Here is a 22,102-nt window from a genome sequence, read left to right on the forward strand (position 1 = left end):
TTTAGTTTAAGGAGATATTTATGAAAATTTTATATAGTAATCAAGCAAATTTTAAAGATGAATTTGACGCATTAGTAAATCGCTCAAATATGGATATACAAGGCGTAATGCCTATTGTAAATGGTATTATTGATGATATTAAAAAGCATGGAGATGAGGCTTTAAAAGAGCAAATCGCTAAATTTGATAGGTGGGAAGTAAATAATAATCTAGCTATAACTACTGATGAGATGAAAAGTGCTTATGAGGCTTTAGATAGTGAGTTAAAAAGTGCTTTAGAAATAGCGTATAAAAGAGTTAAGAGCTATCACCAAAAGCAAGTAGAAAAATCTTGGATAGATTTTGAGCCTAGTGGCGCACTACTTGGTCAAAAGGTCACCCCAGTAGATAGAGCAGGGCTATATATCCCAGGTGGCAAAGCAGCCTATCCTAGCTCTTTAATAATGAACGCAGTCCCAGCAATAGTAGCTGGAGTTAAAGATATAGTAGTTTGTACTCCAGCTGTTGGCGGGGTGGTAAATTCACTACTACTTGGGGCTATGCATCTTTTAGGTATTAAAGAGGCTTATAAAGTAGGCGGTGCTAGTGCGATTGCTACTATGGCGTATGGGACTAATAGCATTAAAAAAGTAGATGTAATTACTGGGCCAGGAAATATCTATGTAGCAACGGCTAAAAAGATGGTTTATGGCGATGTAAATATAGATATGATAGCAGGACCAAGCGAAATAGGCGTAATAGCCGATGATAGTGCTAATCCTACTCACATAGCCATTGATTTGCTAAGTCAAGCTGAGCATGATGAGATAGCAAGTAGCTTTTTAATCGCTTTTAGCGATGAGTTTGCTACTAAGGTTAATAGTGAAATTCAAAGATTATTGCCAAATTTAAAAAGATATGAAATAGCAAAAGCAAGTATAGAAAATAAGGCCGCCATAATCGTAGCTCGTGATATGAATGAGTGCGTGGAGCTGATGAATGAGCTAGCTGTGGAGCATTTAGAGATAGCTTGTGATAATGCGTATGATTATTTACCACACATTAGACACGCTGGGGCGATATTTTTAGGTCATTATACTCCTGAGGCTATAGGGGATTATTTAGCTGGTCCAAACCACACGCTACCAACTGGGGGTAGTGCTAGATTTTTCTCCCCTTTAAGCGTGAGTAATTTTATCAAAAAAAGCTCTATAATCTCTATGAATAAATGTGCTATTAGTGAGCTTAGCAAGGCTTGTATGGCTCTAGCTGATGCTGAGGGGCTAGAGGCTCATAAGCTTTCAGTTGAGTTTAGAATTTGATTTTATCTATCATGCGTGGCTTGGATATTGATATAGTCATGCTTGATAGCTCCGCCATCTAGCCAGTAGTGATTTTTCTCTATGGCTAGTATCTTTAGACCAGCTTTTTGCATAAGCTCTTTAATCATATCTAGATTATAAAATGTAAAAATCAACCCCTTATGGGTATGCTCTGTAATCTCATATAAATTCTCGCCAATTAGCTTTGCGTCGCTCTTTAGGCTATCATCTGTGGATATGAAATTTATTAATATTTTGCCATTTGGATTTAGATGGGATTTTAGTGATTTTAATAGATTTAAAGCAACATTTGGGGTATATAAATAGGCTATCTCCCAAGCTAAGATCGCATCAACTTTAGTATCTTTTAAAATTTCATTAATATCTCTATTTTTATTGCTATATAGTTCTAGTGTGCCACCTCGACTATTTATGATATGCTCTAATCTTGATTTGGCTAAATCAAGTGGCTTTTGGTTAAGATCAACTCCTATTAATTTAGTAGCCCCAGCCTTGCTAAAGCACTCTAAATGCCTACCATTAGCACAGCCAAAATCTAGCACACTTTTAAATTTATTCTTAAAGGCAAAACGAACAACAAACTCACTAGGGTAAATTCTATCCCCGCTTAATACCAAATCCTCCCATAATTCAAAGTGCTCTTTATAGTCATTTACGCTATTTATCATTAAATTTCCTTTATACTTTCTTAGCTTCTATAATATGCCATGAGTTTATAATCTTGCCATTATCAGTAGTAAATCTCTCACTATCTATGCTTATAATCTCTAAATTCGCACTCTTATAAATTGCCTTTATATCATCTAAATTTGGGATATAGTATAGCATTCCTTTGTGGCTATCTCTTTGTATTATGAATGTATCTTTTTGTATCTCTTTGCCATCGCCATATAAGGAGTCATCTTGTGCTCTCCAGTTAGCTATAATTTTGCCACCGCTTTTTAATATATCTGCAAATTGCTTAAATATACTACTTGTTACATAATTAGCATTTATTAGAGTTATCCCCCAGCAGACTACGCAGTCTAGATCATCTCTTTTAATTAGCTCTTTTAAATTTATATTTTGATTATTTTGGTGTAAGGTTATATTATATTTTTCGCATCTTTGATTAGCTATTTTTAGTGCTGAGGCGTTACAATCTACGCCGATTATCTCCTTAATCCCAGCCCTAGCTATCATCTCTAAATGCCTACCATCGCCACAGCCAAAATCCAGTATGCTATTAAATTTACTTCTATTAGCATAGATATATCTAGTTAGATACTCATTAGGATATAGTAGCATTGAGTTTGATATGTGTTTTTCCCATAGTTTATAGGAGTGCTCTTGAGCTTTTTGTATCTCATTCATTGATTTTCCTTTTAAAATTTGATATTAATTTTTGAGCGTTTATTAGACATTGCTCTTTTGAGTTTGATTCTATTATAGCATAGCCTCTACTCATTATACTAGCACCATCTACGACCTTAGTAAGAGTAGAGCTGATATTACACTCATACTCTATAATTCCTAAGCTATCTTTAAGCAAGGCAAAATCAGCCTCTATCCAATCCCCTTCAAAATCAAAATATCGTATTATTGTATTTTTCCTAAATTTTGGTTTAAGGCTATATGGTAGATTTAAGCTATGATTTATCCACTCTTTAGTAGGATTTATCCCAGTTGTAATCTCTATAAATTTGCTTAGATAGTGTCCGCTTGGACGAGTAGCTATCTCAATTATAAATGGCTTACCATCTTTAGTGATGATAATGTCAGCGTGTATCAAGGCACTATCTATATTTAATTTATCTATAATCTCTTGCATATACTCACTTACGCTAGGGATCTCATCTGTGCTGATATAGGCTATAGCTTGTCTATATGGTATAGGCGTTATGAGCTTTTCTCTTAGTAAAATGTGATTAAATTTACCATCCATTACGGCTGCGTCGATACCATACTCTACGCCATCTATAAACTCCTCTATCAAAAAATCCTCTTGTTTGAATTTCTCATTTTTTAAAATATTTTTAAGTTGATTTTTTGTAGAAATAACCAAGGTATCTCTACTACCGCTACCAAATCTTGGTTTTATAATAAGGGGAAATTTAAACTCATTTAGATTTAAATCAGGCTTAAATAGGGAGAAATTAATCTCTCTTAAATTTCTCATATTTAAGCTTACCCCCCCCAATTTTTAGGCGAGTTAAGGGCGTGAGCAAATTTGAGTTTATCAGTGCATATATCGGCTATATCGTAGCTAAAGCCACTTAAATTATAGTAATCATTTAACGCTCCAATGCTAATTAGACAGCGACCAATTAGCGTTGGCAAGATTAAATTTGGGATAAATCCATCGCTATTTAGCTTAGAGATTATAAGTTTTGGCTGTGATATATCAACTATATAGGAAATATCAGCTTCTCTAAGCCCCAAAGCAGACGCATCTCCATCAAATGCTATGACCTTTAGACCAAGTTTTTTGGCATATCTTATAGCTATTAAACTCTCACTACCAGCTCCAATTGCTAAAGCGATTTTGCTTTTATCCACATTTTGCCTTAAATTTTTGTTGAATTATAGCTAAAATCGGTTAAATTTAGAATTCTTACGCATTAATTGACTATTTTTTGCTATATTTTATTGTAAATTTAAGTGATATTAAATGTAGTAAATTTCTAGTTTTGATAATATTAGTAATGATTATCAAAATTTATAATAAATTAATATTTCTTTTGTTATTATTTTGCTTTTAATAATTATTATTAAGGATAAACTTATGTTTAACAGACTTTTTTTGTAGCTGTAGCTACTGCTTTAGGGGGGGGGTAGCACTACAAGCTAATGATGTGGCAGTGCTGGATAAATCTGTAGTTTCAGATAGCGGATTTGCTCAAAGCATCAAAGACGCCCCAGCTACAATTAGCATTATAGGTGGCGATGAAATTCAAAATCGCCCCATAAGAGACCTAGGTGATATCGTCCAAGATATCCCAGGCGTTAGCACCGAGATTAGCAAAACCGGCTCTTCAGCTATAAAAATGCGTGGTATGGCTAGTAAATATACCCTGATATTAGTAGATGGCAAACGCATCAATATGGATGCGGCTTTTGATGGCAATGGATTTGACTCTACTAGTGGATTTTTACCTCCGGTTTCTATGATAGAAAAAGTTGAGATAATCCGTGGCCCAGCATCGCTCATATATGGTTCAGATGCGATGGGTGGGGTTATCAATATAATTACTAAAAAAAGCGCCGATAAAGCATCAGCGACAATCTCTTTAGAGTCAAGACTCCAAGAGCACCACGATACTTGGGGTAATATGTATGGATTAAATGGTAATGTATTTGCTCCGCTTGGCAATGGCGTTACTCTTAGTTTGCGTGGGAAGTATTATGATAGTGATAAAAATGAATTCCTTAAAAAAGATATCCCAGGATATACCGAAGCTCGCCCAAGTAACAATCCATATACCTCTCACAGCCCAACTGCGTATGTAAATTACTCATTAGGTGGTAAGATCAATTATGATATTGATGGGGCAAATTCGATATATTTAGATAGCGAATATGGATTTCAACGCTTAGGGACGCTAAATACTAGTAGCTCTCAAGTAACAGCAGTAAGAGAGTATCACAAATACGATAACTCAATTGGGCATAGCGGTGAATACTCATGGGGTAAGACAAACTCATATATCCAATACGCCCTAACAGAAAGAATACCACACATAATAGCAAATGTCGGCGATGAAAAGGGCAATAAAAACAGAGCAAATAGGGTAAAATATGATAATCTAATTTTTAGTAATCAAAATATGCTAGATTTTGATTATGGCTCTTATGGCTCATTGATTTTGAATTTTGGTCCATATCTATCATTTGAAAGCTTAAATAATCACCAAACAAATTATAGTGCCAATCAATACACAATTGCCGGATATGCTGAGGGTGAATATCTATTTAACGAGTATATTAGCTCTACTTTAGGCGGTAGGGTAAATCACATAGAGACTTATGGGACATTTTTTAACCCAAGATTTTATCTAAATTTATATCCAACTCAAGATTTGACATTTAAATTTGGTATTAGTAGTGGTCTTAAAGCGCCAGATTTAGGTAGTAGATATGATGGATATTATAGCTCTCGTGACACCGCAGATCAATACGGCAATAATGGATTAGATGTAGAAAGAACCCTAAGCTATGAGATAAGCACCATATATGAGTGGATATGGGCTGATATCAGCGCAACTGCGTTTTATACGCAATTTAGCGATGCTATCTCAACTCAAACTTATCAGAGCGGTCAGCAATTGCCAAATGGATATGGAGATTGTGGCGCCTATGGTGGGACTGCTTGCTCAATATATGAAAATGTTGATAAAGCTATATCAAAAGGCTTTGAGCTAGGTATCCAGTCTAAGGCGCTTTTTGAAAATATCATTCCAAGGGGAATTTACGCTGATTTCTCATATGGATATACTAAAACAGAGAAAAAAAGCGGACAAGATAAGGGCAAAGCTCTAAATGATATCCCACTTCACAATCTATCTACTAAGCTATCTTATAAAGCCAAAAGTTGGGATACATACCTTAGATGGAGTGCAAAGCTAAAAACTCCAACAGATAACGCAAATATCGCTAACTCTGGCGTGGGGGATTATTATAAAGATATGCATGTGGTTGATTTGGGGGTAAATTATAAATTTAGCAATGGAATTACCATTGGTGCGGTTATTAATAACTTGCTTGATGAGAATTTTGTAGATTATGTTACATATACTAGCGGTAGAGGACTATCATACACAAATCAATATCAAAGAATAATTCCTGGTAGAAATTTCTGGCTAAATGTTAGAGCTGATTTTTAATTAAGGCAAATTTTAATACTTTAGTAGTAGAATTCGTTAAATAACAAAATAAAGGAGTATGAGATGAAGATAAATGACTACTCAAATAGTATGCAAAATTACTATCTAAACAACGCTCAAAATAGTGCTAATAAAGCTTTAGATAATATCTCTGCAAATCGTGCTATAAGCGGTAGTGATAGTGCTAATATGGTTATAGCAAATGCACTTTTAAGCAATGCAAATGCCATCTCTCAAGGCGTTAGCAATGCAAATGACGCAATTGGGGTATTGCAGATTGCTGATGGTGCGTTGCAAAATTTAACAAGTGGTGCTGATAGATTAAACGAGCTTTCAATTCGCTCAACTAGTCTAGCAATGGATAGCAATGCAAGATCAGCCATCACAAGTGAGGCTGAAGCACTAAAAACATCTATGCAAGATACCTTAAATTCAACTAGCTTTAATGGTAATAATATCTTTGGTTCAACTTTAAATTTTCAAACTGGAAACTCTGAGACTAGAATTTCGTTAAACGCTCCAAATATCAGCTCAATCGATATTAATTCTCAAGATAGCATAGCTGCTTTTAGAGATAGCGTTAATGCTATGAGAGCTGATATCGGTAGCACTCAACAAGGGCTTTTAAGCAATATCAACTCTTCTATCACAGCAGCAAATTCAGCCAAAGCTAGTGAATCACAGCTACAAAATAACGATATAGTAAAAAATTTAAGTGATTTAAATAACGCAAATTTACAGCTCAATAGCACGACTTTGGCGGCTGCTCACAATATGAGTTTATTAGCTCAACAAGTTTCATCGCTACTAAGATAAGCAAGATAGCCATTTTGGCTATCTTATATCATATATTCTATATTTTCTATTTCACCATTAATTAGCTTATATATTACAGATTTTAGCTCAAAATATTTTGGAGTATTTGGGGTAAATTTGGGATTTTTAATCTCTTTTATTATCTTGCCATTATGTAAAACGACAATCTTATCACCCAAAAGTATAGCCTCATCTATATCGTGAGTTACAAATATTACTTGCTTGTTTTTAGTTAGATCCTTAAGCTCATTTTGTAAATTTGCTCTAACTACTGGATCTAAAGCACTAAATGGCTCATCTAAAAATAGCACTTGCGGATCTAATGCTAAAGCCCTAGCTATAGCTACTCTTTGGCATTGACCGCCACTTAGTGAGTGGGGATATTTTTTAGATATATTTCCCAACCCAACTAGGCTAAGATACTTTTTAGATATATTTTCTAGTTTATTTTTATCCTTTATCCCAGAGCATTTTAGAGCAAATTTGATATTGTCTTCTGCGTTTAGCCACGGCATTAGCGAGTAGTGTTGCATTATGATTTGTCTATCTTTAGAGCTTGGGATTTGATTTTTAAACTCAGAATTATCAAATTTAATACTCCCACTATCAAAACTCTCAAGTGAGCTTAATATCTTTAAAATTGTGCTTTTGCCACTTCCACTAGCCCCTAAAAGAACGCAAAACTCACCATCATCAACACGCAAATTTATATCATGAAGAACGCAAATATCTTTAAAAGATTTTTTTAAATTACTAATTTCTATCATAGCCATACTTCCTTGATACTACTTTTTCTATATAGCCAAATATAGCATTTATCGCCATTCCTATAACGCCAATTGTGATGATAGTAGCTATTAAAATATCAATTCTAAGCTGATTTCTACTATCTATGATGATATATCCAAGCCCAGTTTGAGCCCCTAGCATTTCGCCAACGACTAAATTTATCCACGCTAGAGCTGCTGCTAATCTAAGGCTAGATATAAGGGATAAAAAGCTAGATGGAAATATCACGCTTTTTAAAATTTGCCACCTTGATGCACCAAAGTTTTTAGCCACTATAATAAGCTCACTAGGAACATCTTTAATGGCTTTTGTAGAGAGCAAAACCATAGGGAAAAAGACAGAGTAGGCTATGATAAATATAGTTGGCAAATCTCCAATCCCAAAGATGATTAATATCATAGGAACCCACGCTATAGGAGAAATGGGACGCAAAAGGTTAAATAATGGATCAAATGCCTTAGCGAATTTGGGATTAAACCCAAATATAAAGCCAATTAAAATACCAAAACCCACACCAAATATTAGCCCCAAAACATATCTATATAAAGAGTCGATTATCCCTATTGGAAGGCTATTATTAGCTATTATTAGCCTAAATGCCTCTATAGTCTGAGCTGGTGATGCGACAAGATCTGAGCTTAAAAAATGCCACAACAATATCACTATAATCAAAACTAATATTTGATAGATATATCTCATATTTGCTCCACCAAATAGCTATCTATATCTAGATTTTTTAGCCCATCATTAGCTAAATTTTGTGATATTAAAAACTCTTTTAAGGCTATTAAATCCTCTTTTTTAACCCTTAAATCATTATAAGATACTATATTTTCTTCTACAATTTTGCTGATGATATTAGCATCTTGGGCTAGGATTTTTGAGCCTATTATGGCAGCTTTTTTTTGGTTTTTTTCTATGAAATTCGCAGCTAATTTAAATGCCTTAGTTAGCTGGTCTGCTATATTGGAATTTGCTAACTCACTAGAGTAGTTTAGTAAGCAGCAAATATGATCTGGCGTAATATCCTTGCTTAATATCAAATTTCTAGCTCCTCTTTGGACACCAAGCTGTCCAAAAGGCTCAGCGACGATATATCCATCAATTCTATTTGTCAGCAAGGCAAAAGGCATTTCAGTAGGTGCCATATCTACCAAATTTACCTCTATATTGTGCTTGCTTAAAAGCTTGTGTAAGATATAGTAGTGGCTAGAAAATCTCGATGGAATCGCTATATTTTTGCCTTTTAAATCATCAATTGTTTTAATGCTCTTATTTACCACTAAAGATGAGCCGTTTTTGTGAGCGGCCATAATGGCTTTTATATCCACACCGCTACCCTTTAGCATAAGTCCAAGTGGAGCTAGTAAAAAGGCCGCATCAATCGCCCCAGCCCTTAAAGCCTCGCTTAAATCAGCCCAACTAGCAAATTTAATAGGAGTTATACTAAACTCATCACTGCTAAAAATATCTTTAGCAATTATGATTAAGTGGTCGCAAATCGGCAGATATCCTATCTTAATACCTTTTTTAAATTTAGAATTTGCCACACTCTTAGTGGTGCTAAGAGCCAAAAAACCAGCTAAAAATCCAAGTGCGTATCTTCTATTCATATCTTATCCTTTTTATAATTTATCTCGCCATGATTTTATGCAGCCAAAACCAGCTTTTATTTGAGCTATCTCTTTTAAAAGGTGCTTTATGCTAGGCGTTACTATAAGAACGAAGTTGCCCTCTCTTTGAAGTCTTGCTACATGGGATTTCTCAAAATACCCCTTAGTCCCGCAAAACAGGACCGCCGCATTTGTGACCTTTTGAGTTAGAAGTGAGCCTTCAAGCCTTGCTTTTAAAATTTCAATTGGCTCTATACCATTTACATCTTTTGATATAAGCTTAATTTTATCTAAAAGATTGCTAAATTCGCCCTTTAGCTCATCTAAATTTATATTTAAATATGAGTTTATATCGGCGTGAGTTTTGTTTGATTTTTCTATCTCATCTAAGGCTGCTTTTATGATTCCAGCGGCTATGCCTGTTTGTAAGAGTATAAATCCTGGCGTTATTTTGATTAGATACTCATATATATTTGTGGCTAAAATATCGCTATGGCTTAAAAAATAATCTTTAATAACCACGCTTTTAGTAGCTGAGCCCTCAAGTGCGGCGTATTTGATATTTGATTTTAAGGTGGCGTTTTTACCAACTCTTATCACACCCATTACAGGATCATTATCTTCATCTATGGCTATAGCGCCAAATACGCTATCTTCAGTGATATTTGAGACCCAAGGAAGGGTGCCATTGATGATATATCCGCCTTCAACTCTTTTAGCACTTAGATGGTTTTTCTCTATCCCAGCAAAGGCCTTCATAGGATTTGATAGTGCAGTACCGCCTAAAATTTCACCACTATATAGCTTTGGTAATAGCTCGTTTTTTAGCTCTTGATTATCACTATTTATCAAGTAGTAGATGATTGCAAATTGGCACCACATGCAAAATCCGCTTGTCCCACAAATATTTGAAATTTTAGCTATATTTTCAATAGCTTGATATATATCAGCTCTAGATTTCAAAACGGCAAAATCGCCATTTTGAGCTATTTGCTTTAATAACTCTTTTGGGTAAATTCCATCTTTATCTATGGAGTGTGCTAATTTTTCTAATTGTTGTAGTGCCATTTTGCATCCTTTTATTTAACTTCTAAATTTACATTTCTAAGCAAGGTATTTGCAACCGGTGAGTATTTTAAAGCGTGAGCTATTAGTGCGTCTTGTTTAGCCTTATCAGCGTTGCTTTCTAATATCACATTTACTCTTACATCTGTAAATCCAAGTGGCTTCTCGCTTAGATCGCCAGTTCCCCAAACAGCAGTTATATTTAGATCACCTTCAAGCTCAACTTCAAGCTTTGTGATAACTATATTTTGAGCGATCGCATTTGCGTGAATTCCTACTGCTATACAACTTCCAAGAGCGGCTAAAACAGCTTCGCTAGGATTTGGTGCGGTATCTTCTCCAAGAAGTGTTGGCGGCTCATCTACGATATATGCAGGTAGATTTCTTATATAGTTTGCATGGCGGAATTTTCCCTCTGCGACTGTGCGACATTTAAGTGTTTTTATAACATCTGGATTCTCTTTTCCAGCTTTGATTAAAGCCTCTAAACCAGCCTTGTCAATTGGGTCTAGTCTAGTGCAAGAATTTATAGCACAATTTGCCATTTTGTCTCCTTTATTTTAAAATATAGTAAAAAGATATATTTATCTTTTAATATAGCAATTATATCAATAAACTAGATATTTGTCAATATAAAGTAATTAAATATATATTTAAATTATATAAATTAAATTTAATTTATATAATTTAAATTTACCACTAAAAGTCCCTTAAAATGGATAGATTTAAGGCAAAATTAGTATAATTGAGCTTTAAATTATTTTTGTGAGAATTTATGGAAGAGCTATTTGAAAAGTTAGATTTAAGCGAGTATTTGAGTGCGTATAATGGATTTTTAGCTAGACCTAAGCCGCTTTTTATCAGTGGCGATAGCAGGGCAAATTATGAGAAAATAGAGGAGATCTCCCAGCTTAATCTAAAGAGTCCAAAAGAGGTAGCAAATTTAGATGAAGCGCTAATGCGAATATCCAAACAAGCTATTTTACACATTAGCGAGATATATGAATTTAGCAAGATTATAGAGTATTTTAACTACCTAAAATCGCAAAATTTCGGTGATAAAATGCGTGGTTATTTAGATAAGATTGAAATTCCATCTAGCATTGATAAAATTTGTGAGTATTTTGATGAAAATGGGGAATTTAAAGAGAGCATTGATGAGCGTTTAATATCGATAAATGAGGCCTACAAAAATAAAAAACAGCAAATAGATGAGAGTTTAAAAAGGCTAATTTATACAAAAAGCATAAGCCCATATCTAGTAGATACGCAAATTCACTATGTAAATTCAAATGAGGCTCTTTTAGTTCGTGGTGGATTTAACCACGCTTTAAAAGGTGCGGTAATAGCTAGAAGTAGTAGTGGATACTTCTATATTTTGCCTGATATTGTAAGCAAATTAAAGAGCGAACAGAGCGATTTATTAGATAAAAAAGAGGAAATTTTATTTGAATATGCTAAGGCAATTAGTGCGATTTTTAATAAAAATTTGCCATTTTTAAAATTTATAAATTCAGCCTTTGATTATGTAGACAGCTTGATTGCTAGGGTGAATTTTGCTAAGAGTAGGGATTATAGCTTTATCTTAGCTAACTCTAGTAAAGATATAATTTTAAGCGAATTTGCCCATCCAGCGCTTAAAAATCCAAAGCGAGTAAGCGTGGATTTTCGTGGGAAAATTCTCTTAATCACTGGGGTTAATGCTGGCGGTAAAAGTATGCTATTAAAGAGCATAATGAGTGCTGCAATGCTAGCTAAATACCTACTTCCAATGAGTATAAATAGTGCTAAATCTAGCATTGGTAGCTTTAAGGAATTTCAAGCAATAATCGAAGATCCGCAAAATTCTAAAAATGATATATCAACTTTTGCTGGTAGAATGCTTGGATTTGCTAAGGTTTTATCTAAAAAACAGATATTAATCGGAGTTGATGAGATAGAGCTAGGAACGGACTTTGAAGAGGCTGCTAGTCTATATAGTGTACTGCTTCAGACAATGATGAAAAATGATATAAAGATGGTTATCACCACTCACCACAAACGCCTTGCTATGTTGCTAGCTAAAAATAGCGAAGTTGAGCTAATAGCAGCACTTTATGATGAGACAAACTCATGCCCAAAATATGAGTTTTTAAAAGGCATTATAGGCAAATCTTACGCTTTTGAGACTGCTAGTAGATATGGAATTCCAGCAAATATCGTAGCTAGTGCAAAGAGTGCTTATGGCGATGATAAAGAGAATTTAAATGAGATGATTTCTAAGGCTATAAATTTAGAATTAGAGTTAAAATTAAAGCTTAAAAGCACAGAAGAAAAAGAGCTAAGATTAGATGAGTTATTGAATGAGGCTAAAGAGGCTAAAATCAGAGCTGATGAGACGCTAAGAGCTAGATTAAGCTCATTAGAAAATGAGTTTTATAAGGCTATAAATGAAGCTAAAAGAGGCATAAATCTCAAAGATATAAAAGATAAACAAAGAAGCTTAAATAGCGCAAATTCCATAGCAAAGGCTATCCAAAAGCCTGAGATTATAAGCCAGCCTTTAGAGTTAAAAGTAGGCGATAGGGTAAAATATGATAAGATTAAAGGGGTGGTTTTAAGCCTTAGTAAAAATCATGCAATTATAGATAGCAATGGGGTTAGCTTTAGAGTGCCAATATCGCTTTTAAAGCTTACAAATCAACCACTTAATAACCCAAAAAGTGTAAATATAAGCTTGTCTAGCCCTAAATCAGCTAGTGTGATGATTGACCTTCATGGTCTTAGGAGCGATGAGGCTATTTATAGATTGGATAAATTTATCTCTGATGCGTTAATAGCGGGATTTGATGAGGTTTTAATAAAGCATGGCATTGGCACAGGAAAATTAGCTTATGCTATAAAAGAATTTCTAAAATCCCACCCAAGCGTTAAAGCCTTTAGAGATGGGACGCCAAGTGAGGGTGGCTTTGGCTCAAAGGTAGTAAAATTATGACAGAAAATATCCAAGGATTTATACAAGGGGCTATATTAGGCTTTGGTGCGGCGGTGCCTATTGGGCCTGTGAGTATTTTGATTATGAGTTATGCTTTGGTTAAATTTCGCCTTGGTTTAGGAGTGGGGCTTGGAGCGATGGCTGCGGATATTATATATTTGTTTGCTATTAGCTTTGGCGTTTTGAAATTTAGTCAAAATGAGCTACTAACGCAAATTCTAGCTATTTTTGGGGCGATTTTTTTATTATATATTGCGTATTTGACCTTGAATGGGGCTAAAAGATTGATTAGTCAAAAGCGGGGTTTAGATGGCTCCTTTTGGAGCTGTTTTATCAAAGGTGCGTTTATGAATATTGTAAATCCATATATAATTGGCTTTTGGGTTTCAGTTAGTGGTGTTGTGGCGGTTTTGCCTAGTGCTATGATGGGTATTGCTGGGCTTTTTGTAGCTATTTTTGTTTGGGTGGTTTTCTTAGCCTTTATAGTTAGTCGCTCACGCAAATTTATAAGCCAAAAAGCTCAAATAGCATTTGCTTATATCTCAGCAATTTTGATGGCTGGATTTGCTATTATTCTTATATTTAATACATTTTTAAAGGGTTAAAATGGAAGTTATAAAGCTTTTAAAAGAGTTGCTTAAATTTAGGAGTATCACGCCAGATGATGATGGTGCGATGAGCTATATTGAGCGATATATGAGTGGGTTTGAAGCTAAATTTTTAGAGATTAATGGGGTAAAAAATCTCATTCTTACTAAAAAATTTGGCGATGGGGTAAATTTATGCTTTGGAGGGCATATCGATGTAGTTCCGCCAGGAGATGGGTGGAGTAGCGATCCATTTAAGCCAGTTGATAAAGATGGATATATTTACGCTCGTGGCGCTCAAGATATGAAAAGCGGAGTAGCAGCTATGCTACAAGCTTGTAAGGATAGTAAGAATTTTAATGGAACTTTAAGCTTGATTATAACAAGCGATGAAGAGGGCGATGGAATTTATGGGACTAAAGAGGCGTTAAGATATTTAAAAGATAATAATGCTTTGCCAGATTTTGCTATAGTGGCTGAGCCTACATCTACTAATGAGATTGGCGATATGATAAAGATAGGTCGCCGTGGCTCTATCAATGGTGTTATCACTATTAAGGGCGTCCAAGGCCACGCAGCCTATCCATCTAAATGCGTAAATCCAATCCATCAAGTAAGCCAAATTTTGCCTAAATTTGCTGGATATGATATGGATGCTGGAAGCAGATATTTTGACCCATCAAAGATAGTAATCACTGATATTAGAGGCGGTATGGAGGTGTGTAATGTAACTCCAAGTGAGCTTAAAATAATGTTTAATATCAGAAATTCAGACCAAACTAGCTACGAAGATGTAAAGGGGTATTGTGATGAAATCTTTAATGGGCTTAGGTATGAGCTAAGTCTAAAAGAGAGCTCAAAGCCATTTTTAACTGATGATAACTCTAAGATTGCTATAAATTTAAAAAATAGCATTGAGAGAGTTTGTGGGATTACGCCTGAGTTTAGCACCACTGGTGGGACAAGCGATGCTAGATATTTTGCTGCTTTTGGCATTCCTGTGGTGGAGTGCGGAGTCGTAAATGATAGAATTCACGCAGTAGATGAGAGAGTAAGCGTAAGTGAGATAAAGAAGCTTTATGAGATTTTTAGCGATTTGATTTTACATTTTAAATGATTTCGTTTTTTAAGATTTTTTTGGCTAAAATTATGGGAAATTCAAAAAGGAAATATCATTAAAAGATTAGCTGTAGCCTTCAGTGGGGCTAGTGGAAGTGGCAAGACAACGCTCATATCTAAGGTGGCAAAGGAGCTTATATCTCGTGGATTTAAAGTAGCAATAACCAAGCACGATCCAGGCGATAAGGCGAAATTTGATTATCCTGGCAAGGATAGCTATATCTATAGCAGTATTGGTGCAGATGTGGCAGTAGTAAGCCCAAATAGAACATCGATTTTTTTAAAAAGTGGGCTTTTTGGCGGTAGTGATAGGATAAATTCGCAATTACACAAAGATAAAAATGAGAAATTTGAGCCAAATTTAGATAATTTTGGTAGTGAGTTAGAGATTTTGGCGGCTTACTTTGGTGAGTTTGATTATTTATTAATTGAGGGGTTAAAGAGCTTAAAACTCCCTAAAATTACGATTTTTAGAGATGAGGTTATAGATGATTTTATTCCATTTAGTGATGCATTTGCGACTAATGTTGATGTTAGTGCTGATGGGGATAAATTTGGTCTTGATGATATAGATGATATTATAAAATGGATAGATAAAAACGCAAAAAGGGTATAAAATGCAAGAGATTATAAAAGCAGTACAAGATATAGCTATTAAGATTAGCGAAGTATTAAAATATGGGGATTTAGGCTATGCGACAAGCTCAAATGCTACTGGCGATACTCAGCTAAAGCTTGATATTTTAAGTGATGAGATAATAGAAAATAGGTTAAAAGAGCTTAGCAGCATAAAAGCTATAATTAGCGAAGAAAAAGATGCTCCTTTGAGCGTAAATGATGGCGGTGAGTATATCATCGCTTATGATCCGCTTGATGGAAGTAGCTTAGTGGATGTAAATTTCGCCGTTGGATCGATATTTGGGGTTTATAAAGGCTCTTTGGAGGCTAGGAATTTAGTAGCTGCTTTATATAGTGTTTATGGGCCAAGAGTGGAGCTAGTAGTGTGCGATGATAGCGTGAAATTATTTAGGTTAAATAGAGATAATGAGTTTAAATTTATTAAGAATTTAGAGTTAAATCAAAAGGGCAAGATAAACGCTACAGGTGGCACTCAAAAAGGTTGGAGCGACTCTCATAGAGCTATGATAAAATCGCTGTTTGATGATGGATATAGGCTTAGATATAGCGGTGCTATGGTAAGTGATTTACATCAAGTTTTATTAAAAGGTGGGGGATTATTTAGCTATCCAGCTACGACTGACGCGCCAAATGGCAAGCTTAGAGTTGCCTTTGAGGTTTTGCCATTTGCCTATATATATGAAAAAGCTGGTGGAGCTACGACTAATGGGGTAAATGATAGTTTATTGGATATTAAAATTGAGCAAACTCATCAGACTACGCCTTGCTATTTTGGTTCTAAATTTGAGATTGATAGAGTAAAAAATGGCTAAGATTGCTGAATTTAAAGGCGTTGATGAGCTTGAGAATAAAAAAATAGCACTAAATAACTGTATAGCTCAAAACTCATCTGGGGATAGCTGTGCAAAATGCCAAAGAGTCTTTGGTTGTGATATGATTAAGGAGTTTGTAGTTTTGCAATTTGATATTGCCATAGCTAGGCTTAAAGAGTGTCAAAAAGCAAACAATCTAAGTAGTTGTATGGATTGTGATATGATTTTTGAGTGTAATATAAGGGATAATTATGTCAAATCTACATATGAAAAGATGAATGAAGGCCGTGGAGGTCAGTTTGATTTTTAGTAAATTTAAAGGAAAATGATGAAGAAATTTATAACCACACCAATATATTATGTAAATGATGTCCCGCATATCGGACACGCTTATACTACGATAATTTGCGATACCTTAGCTAGATTTTATCGCTTAAGGGGCGATGATGTCTTTTTTTTAACAGGCACAGATGAGCATGGCCAAAAGATAGAAGAGGCTGCTAAAGCTAGAGGCAAAAGCCCAAAAGAGTACGCAGATGAGGTAAGTGCTAAATTTAGGGCTTTATGGGATGAATTTGGCATTAGCTATGATTATTTTATCCGCACTACTGATGATTATCATAAGATAACTAGCCAAAATGTTTTTTCTAAAATGCTTAAAAAGGGGGATATTTATAAAGGGGAGTATGAGGGTAGCTACTGCGTAAGCTGTGAGAGTTTCTTTGCTACTAATCAACTAATAGATGATGAGTGCTGTCCTGATTGTGGTAAAAAGACTAGGCTGGTAAAAGAAGAGAGCTACTTTTTTGCTCTTTCAAAATATCAAGATAGATTATTAAAATGGTATGAAGATGATAAATGCGTCCTTCCAAAAGGCAAAAAAAATGAGGTAATAAGCTTTGTCAAAGGCGGACTTAAGGATTTATCTATTACTAGGACTAGCTTTGAGTGGGGGATTGGGCTACCAAAAGAGCTAAATGAGCCAAAGCATGTGATGTATGTGTGGCTAGATGCGCTAGTTAATTATCTCTCAGCCTTAGGATATACTAGGGATGAAGAGAAGATGGAGTATTGGGGAAATACCTTGCATATGGTTGGTAAGGATATTTTGCGTTTTCATGCGGTTTATTGGCCGGCGTTTTTGATGAGTCTTGATCTGCCTATGCCAGTTAGCGTAGCAGCACATGGCTGGTGGACTAGAGATGGGGTTAAGATGAGTAAAAGTCTTGGCAATGTCGTAAATCCAAAAGAGGTAGCCGATGCGTATGGTCTAGAGGCGTTTAGATATTTTCTATTAAGAGAGGTACCATTTGGTCAAGATGGGGATTTTTCTCAAAAGGCTTTAATAGATCGCATAAATAGCGAATTAAGCAATGATTTAGGCAATTTATTAAGTAGAATAGTAGGTATGAGCTCCAAATACTCAAATAATATTATTAATTCAGCTGATGTTAAGAAATTCTATTTAAGTGAGCTTGAAGCGGCTAAAATACATATAGATCAAGCAGTTGCTAGTCTAGATGAGATCGCTCCAAATAGATATTTAGAAGAGCTTTGGAAAGTTTTAAATATGGCAAATGCTTTAGTGGCTAAGTATGAGCCTTGGAATTTGATTAAGAATAATAAATTTGATGAGGCAAATGCCTTGGTGGCCTTGGTGGCAAATCTTTTGGCTAAGGTTGCTATTTTGCTAAGTCCAGCAATGCCAAATACAGCTCAAAAAATAGCTGAGACTTTGGAGTTTAAAATTGATACTAATAGCTATAATGAGCTTATAATAAACCCAAATTTAAGCAATTTTAAAGCTAACTCTACCACTCCTTTATTTGCTAAAATAGAGCATGAATTAATCTCTCCAGCCCCAGTGGCAAAGATTGGTGAGGCTAAATCTAAAGATGAAGAGATTAAAATAGATGATTTTAAAAAGTGCGTTATCAAAGTTGGCACTATTTTAGAGTGTGATAATATCGAAGGTAGCGATAAATTGCTTAAATTTAAAATTGATTTAGGCGAGGAAAATCCAAGGCAAATTATCAGCGGTATAGCAAAATATTATGAGCCAAAAAGCTTAATAGGCAAGCAAGTTTGCGTCTTGGCTAATTTAAAACCAGCTAAGATATTTAAGCATTTAAGCGAGGGTATGATACTGAGCGCAGAAGATGGAAGCTTAACTCTTTTAGGCACTCATGCTAATGTAAAAAATGGAGCGATTGTCGGATAAATGAGAATAGAAAACCTAACCACGCTAGTAAATGGCGAACTAAAAAACAACCCTAAAATCAGTATGATAAATGGATTTTGCCTAGATCCAAATTTAATAAAAGTCGGTATGGCATATCTAGCTTTAAATGCTACGATAGATGACGCTCTCCTTGCTATTAAGAGTGGGGCTTATGCGATTATAACTGATTTGAGTTTAAATAGCAAAGATGATGAGATAGCTATAATTAGGGTTGATAGTGTGGTTATGGCTATGATAAGATTGATGAGGTTTTTCTCAGCACAAAAAGAGCTTAAATTTATCCATCTTACAAGACTAGAAGGCTCAATTTTAGAGTGTTTGTATCTACCTAGATCTCTATGTTTGCTTAGTTGCGATCTAAATCAAGCTTTTATGCAGATCATAGAAGCCGATAATAACGCATATATTATGAGTATTGATGAGACAATGATAGATAAGTTGAGCTTTTCTTACTCTAGCTTAAATGATGATAGTTTGAGTGATTTACACTATAATTTGATAGATAATGGATCGCTATTTTACACTACAATTTTGTTTAAAGATAGCTACTATAATGAGCTTAAATTCCCAAATATCTTTATCAAAGATCTAGTCAATATAATGAGCTTTTTTGATAAATGTGGCGTGGGATTTAGGATTAATAGCTTTGATAAATTTAACCATTTTAGGGCTATTTTTGTGGATAGATTTTTTAATATTCAAGAATTTGGGCAAAGCCATAGGGCTATAATTTGCGAGAGCGATGAGGAGCTTTTTAAGATTGAAGCAAGCAGCCTAAGAGCGAAATTTAGCGACGCAATTATCTGCGCTAAGGCCGGTAGTAGCGTGGCTTTTATGGCTGATTTTATATATAGTGATATTGGCGATATTAAGAAGCTAGATGAGTTTAGATATGCTTTGATTTTAGAAGATTATCAAGATGTGGAGATGGCATTAAATCAAGGCTTAGTAGAGCCAACGCTATTTTAATTATTAAATTTACAAAAAGGAGATGGGTATGCAAATTCCGATATTGGATCTAAATGAGCTTGATAGTAATAGGGATAAATTTATATCTGATTTAAAATCTATATTTACTACTTTTGGGACTTGTTATTTGATAAATCACGGCATTGATTTAGAGCTTTGTAAGGAGCTACAAAGGCTTAGTAAGGAGTTTTTTGCTCTAAGCTTAGAAGAAAAAGAAGAAATTTCAATGCTAAAATCACCGCAATTTAGGGGTTACTCGCAAGAAGGTGGCGAATATACAGCCGGCGGTAAGGATTATAGAGAGCAAATAGACGCTGGTAGTGATAAAGAGGCTCTAGATTGGGATGAAAACTCGCCTATTTGGATGAGAATTCAAGGTCCAAATCTATTTCCAAAGCAGATCCCGCAGCTTAGAGATAAATTTAATGCTTGGTTTGACCAAACTAGCCTAGCTACGCTAAAACTCCTTAAAGGCTTTGCTATGGCACTTGAGTTGCCTGAGGATTCTTTTGATAAGCTTTATGGGGAGAATTCATACGCACATGCTAAATTACTTCGTTATCTAGCGGCATTTGATGGAAATACTCAAGGCGTTGGGGCGCATAAAGATGGTGGATTGATTACTTTTGTCTTTCAAGATAGGGAGTCAGGATTACAAGGTTTGCTAAACTCAGAGTGGATAGATGTGCCACCAATGGATGGATCTGTGGTTGTAAATATAGGCGAATTTTTAGAGCTTGCTACAAATGGCTATCTAAAAGCTACAATACATAGAGTAAATTTAACCCCTAATGAGAGATTTTCTATAGCATATTTTTTAGGCGTTCAGCTTGATAAGGATATACCAATTTTAGAGCTTCCAGAGCATCTTAAAAAAGAGAGCACAGGAGTAGATACAGATCCTAAAAATCCACTTCTTAGAAATGTGGCTCAAAATTACTTTAAAAGAATGATAAGATCTCATCCAGATGTGGCTAAAGTCCATCATAGCGATCTTGTGGATAAATTTAGTTTTTAAATTTCAAAGGCGTGGTTTCGCCTTTGGAATTCTATTGCTATATTAATCAATATGTCATATTAAATAATAAAAATTATTATTTAAAGCTAAAATTCAGCTAATTTATTGTTTAATAATAAAAATTATTATTTAGGTGTTTAAATGGAATTTCAATTTAGTCAGATATTTTATGCGTTTTTGCTTACGCTTTTTGCTGGATTTTCCACTTCTATTGGTGCGATTATTGCATTTTTTAGCAAAAAAGATGATTTTAGGCTACTTAGTGTGGGGCTAGGATTTAGTGCTGGTGTTATGATTTATATATCATTTATGGAGATTTTGCCTGATTCTATGAGTGAATTTGCTAGAATTTATGATAGCAAAAATGCTGAATTTATAGGGCTTTTAGCATTTTTTGGTGGGATTATATTTACTGCTTTGATAGATAAGTTTATACCAAGTGATTTAAATCCGCATGAGCCAAAAGATAGCCTTGATGAGCTTAAATTCTGCCCTTTGCCTAGCCATAATGAGCCTCGCCCCACCTATCACCCTGGTATAAGCAATATAGGGCTAAAACGCCTAAAGCGAACAGGGATTATGACCGCTTTTGCCATTACTTTACACAATTTTCCAGAAGGTTTTGCGACATTTATTAGTAGTATTGACTCTCTTAGTTTTGGACTAGCAATTGCTATAGCCGTAGCACTGCATAATATACCTGAAGGCTTGGCTGTATCACTACCTATATATCACGCTACTAATGATAAAAAACGAGCCTTTGCCTACTCATGTCTGTCTGGACTTGCTGAACCAATTGGGGCTATTGTGGGAGCAATTATTTTAATGCCATTTTTAAATGAAACATTAATGGCTATTATATTTGGTGTGGTAGCTGGAATTATGGTATTTATCAGCTTTGATGAGTTGCTCCCTGCTGCTAGAAGTTATGATAAAGCACACGATAGTTTATATGGGTTAGTTGGCGGTATGGCTGTGATGGCTGTAAGCCTTATTTTACTTGGAATTTAGTGCTTTAGCTTTGTAGTGCGATATAAGAAGCTAAAGACCTCTGCAACTGCCTTATAGAGATTTGGCGGGATCTCTTGGTTTATATCTACCTTGCTTAGGATCTCGACTAAATCGCTATCTTCTTTGATTGGTATTTTATATATTTTGGCAGCTTCTATTATCTTTTGAGCGACTTCGCCTTTGCCACTAGCTAGGACTTTTGGAGCATTGTCTCTATCTTTATTATATCCTAAAGCAACGGCTTTTTTAATCTTTTTTGCCATA

Annotated in this window: 23 protein-coding genes; 13 read left to right on the forward strand and 10 right to left on the reverse strand. The window is 35.0% G+C overall.

The window, feature by feature from the left end; genetic code table 11:
• The first annotated feature begins 20 nt into the window (after window positions 1-20).
• Window positions 21-1,301, forward strand: a complete 1,281-nt coding sequence (hisD, locus tag CSUIS19073_RS00090) for a histidinol dehydrogenase (RefSeq protein WP_086236537.1) — start codon at window positions 21-23, stop codon at window positions 1,299-1,301.
• Window positions 1,302-1,303: 2 nt separating this feature from the next.
• Here hisD and CSUIS19073_RS00095 read toward each other — a convergent pair whose 3' ends face one another.
• The 4 genes from CSUIS19073_RS00095 to CSUIS19073_RS00110 are packed head-to-tail and all read right to left on the reverse strand — an operon-like array spanning window position 1,304 to window position 3,860.
• Window positions 1,304-1,990, reverse strand: coding sequence for a class I SAM-dependent methyltransferase (locus CSUIS19073_RS00095; protein ID WP_086236538.1), 687 nt, complete (start codon window positions 1,988-1,990; stop codon window positions 1,304-1,306).
• Between the two features lie 10 nt (window positions 1,991-2,000).
• Window positions 2,001-2,675 (reverse strand): class I SAM-dependent methyltransferase, encoded by a 675-nt coding sequence (locus tag CSUIS19073_RS00100; protein ID WP_086236539.1) that lies wholly within the window; start codon window positions 2,673-2,675, stop codon window positions 2,001-2,003.
• Window positions 2,668-3,480 (reverse strand): ATP-grasp domain-containing protein, encoded by an 813-nt coding sequence (locus tag CSUIS19073_RS00105; RefSeq protein WP_086236935.1) that lies wholly within the window; start codon window positions 3,478-3,480, stop codon window positions 2,668-2,670. Before CSUIS19073_RS00105 ends, CSUIS19073_RS00100 begins: the two co-directional genes overlap by 8 nt.
• An 8-nt stretch (window positions 3,481-3,488) precedes the next feature.
• Complete coding sequence (locus CSUIS19073_RS00110; protein ID WP_086242048.1) at window positions 3,489-3,860, reverse strand: hypothetical protein; 372 nt, start codon at window positions 3,858-3,860, stop codon at window positions 3,489-3,491.
• A gap of 296 nt (window positions 3,861-4,156) precedes the next feature.
• Between CSUIS19073_RS00110 and CSUIS19073_RS00115 the strand changes: the two genes are divergently transcribed.
• Together CSUIS19073_RS00115 and CSUIS19073_RS00120 are read left to right on the forward strand one after the other, a co-directional pair.
• Window positions 4,157-6,184, forward strand: coding sequence for a TonB-dependent receptor domain-containing protein (locus tag CSUIS19073_RS00115; protein ID WP_086242049.1), 2,028 nt, complete (start codon window positions 4,157-4,159; stop codon window positions 6,182-6,184).
• A 63-nt stretch (window positions 6,185-6,247) separates the two neighbouring features.
• Window positions 6,248-7,000, forward strand: a complete 753-nt coding sequence (locus CSUIS19073_RS00120; RefSeq protein ID WP_086242050.1) for a flagellin — start codon at window positions 6,248-6,250, stop codon at window positions 6,998-7,000.
• Between the two features lie 23 nt (window positions 7,001-7,023).
• Here the strand turns inward: CSUIS19073_RS00120 and CSUIS19073_RS00125 are convergent, their stop codons facing one another.
• From CSUIS19073_RS00125 to CSUIS19073_RS00145, 5 genes are read right to left on the reverse strand one after another with little or no spacing between them, the layout of a single operon-like run.
• Window positions 7,024-7,767: an ABC transporter ATP-binding protein gene (locus tag CSUIS19073_RS00125; RefSeq protein WP_086242051.1), complete on the reverse strand. Its 744-nt coding sequence runs from the start codon at window positions 7,765-7,767 to the stop codon at window positions 7,024-7,026.
• Window positions 7,754-8,488 (reverse strand): ABC transporter permease, encoded by a 735-nt coding sequence (locus CSUIS19073_RS00130; RefSeq protein ID WP_086236544.1) that lies wholly within the window; start codon window positions 8,486-8,488, stop codon window positions 7,754-7,756. The genes CSUIS19073_RS00125 and CSUIS19073_RS00130 overlap by 14 nt, the downstream gene beginning before the upstream one ends.
• Window positions 8,485-9,402, reverse strand: coding sequence for an ABC transporter substrate-binding protein (locus tag CSUIS19073_RS00135; RefSeq protein WP_086236545.1), 918 nt, complete (start codon window positions 9,400-9,402; stop codon window positions 8,485-8,487). The genes CSUIS19073_RS00130 and CSUIS19073_RS00135 overlap by 4 nt, the downstream gene beginning before the upstream one ends.
• Window positions 9,403-9,414: 12 nt before the next feature.
• Window positions 9,415-10,470, reverse strand: a complete 1,056-nt coding sequence (locus CSUIS19073_RS00140; RefSeq protein ID WP_086242052.1) for an acyl-CoA dehydrogenase family protein — start codon at window positions 10,468-10,470, stop codon at window positions 9,415-9,417.
• Between the two features lie 11 nt (window positions 10,471-10,481).
• The gene (locus CSUIS19073_RS00145) at window positions 10,482-11,012 is read right to left on the reverse strand and encodes an OsmC family protein (RefSeq protein WP_086235236.1); all 531 of its coding nucleotides are present in this window, start codon (window positions 11,010-11,012) and stop codon (window positions 10,482-10,484) included.
• Between the two features lie 230 nt (window positions 11,013-11,242).
• Here CSUIS19073_RS00145 and CSUIS19073_RS00150 point away from each other — a divergent pair, with 230 nt between their 5' ends.
• The 10 genes from CSUIS19073_RS00150 to zupT all read left to right on the forward strand — a co-directional run bounded on the left by CSUIS19073_RS00150 (window position 11,243) and on the right by zupT (window position 21,838).
• Window positions 11,243-13,441, forward strand: a complete 2,199-nt coding sequence (locus tag CSUIS19073_RS00150) for an endonuclease MutS2 (RefSeq protein ID WP_086242053.1) — start codon at window positions 11,243-11,245, stop codon at window positions 13,439-13,441.
• Entirely contained in the window at window positions 13,438-14,046 is a 609-nt protein-coding gene (locus CSUIS19073_RS00155; protein WP_086242054.1) for a LysE family translocator, read from the forward strand. The genes CSUIS19073_RS00150 and CSUIS19073_RS00155 overlap by 4 nt, the downstream gene beginning before the upstream one ends.
• A gap of 1 nt (window position 14,047) precedes the next feature.
• The gene (gene dapE / locus CSUIS19073_RS00160; protein ID WP_086236550.1) at window positions 14,048-15,145 is read left to right on the forward strand and encodes a succinyl-diaminopimelate desuccinylase; all 1,098 of its coding nucleotides are present in this window, start codon (window positions 14,048-14,050) and stop codon (window positions 15,143-15,145) included.
• 57 nt (window positions 15,146-15,202) lie between these two features.
• A complete protein-coding gene (locus tag CSUIS19073_RS00165) occupies window positions 15,203-15,763 on the forward strand; it encodes a molybdopterin-guanine dinucleotide biosynthesis protein B (RefSeq protein WP_086242055.1) in 561 nt (186 codons plus the stop codon).
• 1 nt (window position 15,764) lies between these two features.
• Window positions 15,765-16,598, forward strand: coding sequence for a class 1 fructose-bisphosphatase (locus CSUIS19073_RS00170; protein WP_086236552.1), 834 nt, complete (start codon window positions 15,765-15,767; stop codon window positions 16,596-16,598).
• Window positions 16,591-16,908 (forward strand): hypothetical protein, encoded by a 318-nt coding sequence (locus CSUIS19073_RS00175; protein WP_236845247.1) that lies wholly within the window; start codon window positions 16,591-16,593, stop codon window positions 16,906-16,908. Before CSUIS19073_RS00170 ends, CSUIS19073_RS00175 begins: the two co-directional genes overlap by 8 nt.
• A gap of 18 nt (window positions 16,909-16,926) precedes the next feature.
• On the forward strand, window positions 16,927-18,819 hold the full coding sequence (gene metG, locus CSUIS19073_RS00180) for a methionine--tRNA ligase (protein WP_086242056.1): 1,893 nt from the start codon (window positions 16,927-16,929) through the stop codon (window positions 18,817-18,819).
• Window positions 18,820-19,809, forward strand: a complete 990-nt coding sequence (locus CSUIS19073_RS00185; protein ID WP_086242057.1) for a hypothetical protein — start codon at window positions 18,820-18,822, stop codon at window positions 19,807-19,809.
• Between the two features lie 28 nt (window positions 19,810-19,837).
• The gene (locus tag CSUIS19073_RS00190; protein WP_086242058.1) at window positions 19,838-20,827 is read left to right on the forward strand and encodes an isopenicillin N synthase family dioxygenase; all 990 of its coding nucleotides are present in this window, start codon (window positions 19,838-19,840) and stop codon (window positions 20,825-20,827) included.
• Between the two features lie 141 nt (window positions 20,828-20,968).
• A complete protein-coding gene (gene zupT, locus CSUIS19073_RS00195; protein ID WP_086236556.1) occupies window positions 20,969-21,838 on the forward strand; it encodes a zinc transporter ZupT in 870 nt (289 codons plus the stop codon).
• Here the strand turns inward: zupT and CSUIS19073_RS00200 are convergent.
• Window positions 21,835-22,101: a FlhB-like flagellar biosynthesis protein gene (locus CSUIS19073_RS00200; protein WP_086236557.1), complete on the reverse strand. Its 267-nt coding sequence runs from the start codon at window positions 22,099-22,101 to the stop codon at window positions 21,835-21,837. The two genes, zupT and CSUIS19073_RS00200, sit on opposite strands and share 4 nt — an antisense overlap.
• Window position 22,102: the final 1 nt, after the last annotated feature.

Origin of the sequence: Campylobacter sp. RM19073 (genome assembly GCF_024723495.1) — a bacterium.
Lineage (GTDB): Bacteria > Campylobacterota > Campylobacteria > Campylobacterales > Campylobacteraceae > Campylobacter > Campylobacter porcelli.